Raw genomic sequence first — 4,467 nt, forward strand, 5'->3', positions numbered from 1 at the left:
ACTTGCATGTGTTAAGCACGCCGCCAGCGTTCATTCTGAGCCAGGATCAAACTCTCCGTTGAATCTCTGGTACTACCCCCACCTTAAAAAGGCGGGATACTAAAGGGGCATGTTCTTTATCTTTCACTATCTGATTTTCAAAGATCGATTTCTTTCGATCCGCCGCTCCGTGAGCAACGAGGCGCAAACTATCGATTCAGGACCTGTCTGTCAACGACTTTTTTCATACCTTTTTGTTTTTTTTGTAACATCCTTTAAAAACAAAACATTTTAAAATACACTTTACTCTTTTCCACTAAAACGACAGTTCAGGATCTCATTTGTTTCCCTGAGGGCATCACCGGTAAAGGGTCCAAGAAAGCTTTTTATACCTTCCATCCACTGTCTTTTATCCACAGATTTATCATCCAGAAGAATTTCAGAAGTATCTGCCAGTACCCTTGCAAAGAGACTACTCACCTCTCTGGCATAGGGATTCCTTGCAATAAGATCCTCGTACAAACCCAGATCCAGCGCAAAAAGACGCCCAACAAAATCTACATTCAAACGAAAAATAGGTGTGGCTACCCTGCATGCGGTTTCCGGATCCATATTTTCCTGCTGCATATAAGCCCCGGTGGCAATGGTAACAAGATGGGTGACACTCTGAACAAATGCCATGTGCCGGTCATGGGTGGCTGCATCCATAACAGAAACAACAGCTCCGGCATCTTCAAAAAGACGATGGAAGGGATCTGTCCACAAATGTCCTCTTCCCGGAGTCAGAATGACATTCTGCCCCTGCATGGATGCCGTATACTGCCCGAACATGGGATGAATGCCCAACACTTCAGCAGCAGAAGAAGCCACCATGGCCTGCACCACTTCTTCCTTTAATGAAGAAAAATCCACGAAAAGCTTTTCTTCCGACATCAGTGGCCCCAGCTTCCGGGCCAGAGATACAGCCACAGCCATGGGTGTGGACAGAATTACAATATCAGATTTAAGGACAAGCTCCTCATTGGAAATGGCTGTATCCAGATCGGAAACCTCCACAGAAAGCCCAAGATCACGAAAAAAAGCCGAAAACCAGCGCCCCATGCCACCGTGACCGCCAATAACACCTATTTTTTTCCCCACAAAAATATCCGGTATCATTGGATGGCCCTCCAGCGGAGAATATGGTCTGCAATGACAAGCTTTGCCATGGCTTCAGCCACGGGAAGAATACGGGGAATGGCTGACACATCATGCCTGCCCCGGGTAACAATGGTTGCTGGAGCGCCATGAATATCCACAGTCTGCTGAGGAATAGTGATGGAAGGTATAGGCTTTACTGCCAACCGCAGCACAACCCTGGCACCGCTGCTGATGCCGGCAAGGATACCACCGCTGTTATTGGAAAGAAAACCTTCAGGCGCTATGGCATCGTTAGATTCACTTCCCTTCAGGTCCGTCACGGCAAAACCGGCTCCGATTTCAACACCCTTAACAGAGCCAATTCCCATCATGGCCGAAGCAAGATCTCCATCCAGCTTATCAAAAACCGGATCTCCCAGCCCCGCAGGAAGGCCATCTATCCATAACTCCACAAGGCCACCCATGGAATCACCGGTCTTTCTCACTACTTCCACCCTGGCATCCATGGCAAGGGCAGCTTCCGAATCCGGACATCCGTAAGGGTTGGCAGACACGACTTCCATGTCAAGCTTATCTGCCTTCACTCCACCGAGGGCAAGGGTAAAAGCCCGAACTTCTATACCATTATTAAAAAGAAGCTGCCCGGCCACCGCACCTGCCGCCACCCGGCCTATGGTTTCCCTGGCCGAGGCCCGTCCGCCCCCCCGCCAGTCACGTATTCCATAGCGGGCCTGATAGCTCAGATCCCCGTGACCCGGCCGGAAAAGATCTTTGATGTCATCATAGGCACCGGACCTGGCATCTTTGTTCCAGACGAGAATAGATATGGGTGTACCTGTGGTCCTGCCCTCAAACACACCGGAAAGAATTTCACAGACATCTGCTTCCCTGCGGGTGGTACTGCTTTTTGCCTGCCCCGGCTTCCGCCTGTCCAACTGGCGCTGCACCACCGATGCATCCAGCTCAAGCCCCGGAGGGCATCCGTCTATCACGCAGCCAACGGCCGGACCATGGGATTCTCCCCAGGTGGTGACACGAAACATATGGCCCATGGTGCTTCCTGCCATCTACAACCTTCCTTTCAAACCACCCTATGCGGTGGCATATCATTTACTGCAAATACTGTTTCAGGGTCTGCATAATTTCCAAGGCCACATCTTCCGGCGAAAGATGGTCCGTCTTTACCGTCCCGTGGGCGGCCTCAGCATACAGAGGTGCCCTTGAAGCCATAATCTCCTGCACTTCATCAAGGGCGGAGAACCCCTTTAGGGCAGGACGGACAACACCATTCTTATGATCCTTGGCCATACGTGCTGCAACGGTTTCCGACATGGCATCCAGATGAAAAACCAGCCCCTGCGCCCTCATGGTGTGAATATTCTCCGGTCTGGTTACAATTCCGCCGCCCGTGGCCACAACAATAAAGCCTGCCTTCAGCACCCTTTGAAGGCTAAAAATTTCCAGTTCCCTGAATGCATCCCAGCCATGACGCTGCACAAACTCTTCGATGGAACATCCTGCATGCTCTTCCATATCCCGGTCCAGATCCACCCATGGCACATCCAGCATACGGGCCAGATGAAAAGCCACCGTACTTTTTCCCACACAGCGGTATCCCACAAGAAAAATAGGTTTCTTCATCCCATGACCTTTGCAAATACATCAAAAAAATTCGGAAAGGATTTTGCCACACATGCTGGATTCTCAATTACAACACCGGGTACACGCAATCCAGCCACAGAAAAACACATGGCCATACGATGATCATCATAGGTGTGAATCCTTGCCCCATGCAGAGGGAGGCCTCCATCGATTTCCAGATCATCCCCCACAATGCGAACAGACCCTCCCATGCGGTTGAGTTCCGTGGCCACTGCCGAGAGGCGGTCACATTCCTTTTCACGGAGATGGGCCACATTGCGAATATAGCTGGTCCCTTGGGCAAAGGCGGCGACCACTGCCAGAGTAGGCACCATATCCGGCATATCCCCCATATCCACATCAACAGCCCTGAGACTACCTCCCCTGACGCAAATGCCACTACTGCCGCTGGTCACGGTGCATCCCATTTTTTCAAAAACGCCCAGAAGCCCCAGATCCCCCTGGGCAGAGTCCAAAGAAAGACCTTCCACACAAACGGACCCGCCCGTTACAGCCGCGGCAGCAAAAAAATAACTGGCATTGGAAGCATCCGGTTCCACCTGATAATTTCCAGCCCTGTAGGTCTGTCCGCCGGGAACCCTGTAGCGGGTATCTCCTTCACGGAAAAATAAGATACCTGCTTTTTTTAAAATCTCCAGGGTCATCATTATATAAGGCCTTGAAACCGGTCCCCGTGTAACGGTGATGTCCAGCCCCTGTTCCAGACAGGGAGCCATGAGCAGAAGACCTGAAAGATACTGGCTGCTTAAGTGACAGGCAATGGAAAGCGCGCCTCCCCTGCGGCTGCCTCCACCGATCACAACGGGCGGACATCCTGTTTCAGATATGCTGCGGGCGGGAATACCCACCTGCCCCAGAGCATCCAGCAGATCCCCCAGAGGTCTCTGCCGCATGCGGGCATTGCCATCCAAAGTACTGGCCTTTTCACCAAGACCGGCAACGGCCGAAAGAAGACGCATGGAAGTTCCTGAGTTGGCTAGAAAAACGACATCACTGGTTCCCTCCAGCCTCCCGCCCTTTCCCTCCACGACCATTCTGCCGTCTCCGTGATCTTTTACCGAAATGCCCAACTGACGAAGGGCCTCGGCCGTAAGAAGGGTATCCTCACTGCGCAGGCAGCCCGATACCTCCGAAGGGCCATCGGCAAGGGCTGCGGCAATAAGCAACCGGTGGGTATAACTTTTGGATCCCGGAATCCGGACAGTGATGTTTTCCGGACGATGGGGGCGCACCTCAAACAGGGCCTCGGACATGGTATTCCCTTTCATTTGTAATTATTCATTACCATTTTCGCTTACTAAGGACCATACCTGTCAAGCTGGTGCATAGCCACCCAAACTATTTGCTCGTGACGCAATCTTATTCGGGAGCTTCTTGCCCTGTGCGGAAGCGGCAAAAACTCACCGCCACAGGCAGGATAAGCTTTTTGATTCCCATAGCAGACTTACTAATAAGATCATAACACACTCGACATTAAGCTAAAATATACTGGGTGTCTTGTGCTCTAAAAAAACTGGCAACTCTTACGGTTTTCTTTTGCAATGATCTCAAGATGGAGAAGACCTTTTTTCTGAGGTCTTCCGGGCCTGAAACAACCATTTTTCCAATCTTGTGATGTTTCAGGTATCCCCATACCATTTCATCCGGATTCAAATGAGGGGAGTATGGAGGCAGGAAGAACAAGCG

At 51.2% G+C, this 4,467-nt stretch carries 5 protein-coding genes and 1 rRNA gene; all 6 read right to left on the reverse strand.

Annotation, left to right across the window (positions count from 1 at the left end; all coding sequences use genetic code 11):
• A 16S ribosomal RNA gene (locus FIM25_RS16660) occupies nucleotides 1-62 on the reverse strand; the annotation flags it as partial.
• Nucleotides 63-282: 220 nt separating this feature from the next.
• The gene (locus FIM25_RS16665) at nucleotides 283-1,137 is read right to left on the reverse strand and encodes a prephenate dehydrogenase/arogenate dehydrogenase family protein (RefSeq protein ID WP_139450981.1); all 855 of its coding nucleotides are present in this window, start codon (nucleotides 1,135-1,137) and stop codon (nucleotides 283-285) included.
• A complete protein-coding gene (gene aroC, locus FIM25_RS16670) occupies nucleotides 1,134-2,186 on the reverse strand; it encodes a chorismate synthase (RefSeq protein WP_139450982.1) in 1,053 nt (350 codons plus the stop codon). The genes FIM25_RS16665 and aroC overlap by 4 nt, the downstream gene beginning before the upstream one ends.
• Nucleotides 2,187-2,229: 43 nt before the next feature.
• Entirely contained in the window at nucleotides 2,230-2,760 is a 531-nt protein-coding gene (locus tag FIM25_RS16675) for a shikimate kinase (RefSeq protein WP_139450983.1), read from the reverse strand.
• Nucleotides 2,757-4,034, reverse strand: a complete 1,278-nt coding sequence (gene aroA / locus FIM25_RS16680; RefSeq protein ID WP_139450984.1) for a 3-phosphoshikimate 1-carboxyvinyltransferase — start codon at nucleotides 4,032-4,034, stop codon at nucleotides 2,757-2,759. Before aroA ends, FIM25_RS16675 begins: the two co-directional genes overlap by 4 nt.
• A 220-nt stretch (nucleotides 4,035-4,254) precedes the next feature.
• Nucleotides 4,255-4,467 (reverse strand): transposase (locus FIM25_RS16685; RefSeq protein ID WP_179953483.1); only part of this gene is annotated, 213 nt, incomplete at its 5' end.

Origin of the sequence: Desulfobotulus mexicanus (assembly GCF_006175995.1) — a bacterium.
Taxonomy (GTDB): Bacteria; Desulfobacterota; Desulfobacteria; order Desulfobacterales; family ASO4-4; genus Desulfobotulus; species Desulfobotulus mexicanus.

What these genes read in the sequence shown, in the direction of transcription:
- aroC (WP_139450982.1), bottom strand. Translation starts at nt 2,186, where the DNA reads ATGGCAGGAAGCACCATGGGCCATATGTTTCGTGTCACCACCTGGGGA.
- aroA (WP_139450984.1), bottom strand. Translation starts at nt 4,034, where the DNA reads ATGTCCGAGGCCCTGTTTGAGGTGCGCCCCCATCGTCCGGAAAACATC.
- FIM25_RS16665 (WP_139450981.1), bottom strand. Translation starts at nt 1,137, where the DNA reads ATGATACCGGATATTTTTGTGGGGAAAAAAATAGGTGTTATTGGCGGT.
- FIM25_RS16675 (WP_139450983.1), bottom strand. Translation starts at nt 2,760, where the DNA reads ATGAAGAAACCTATTTTTCTTGTGGGATACCGCTGTGTGGGAAAAAGT.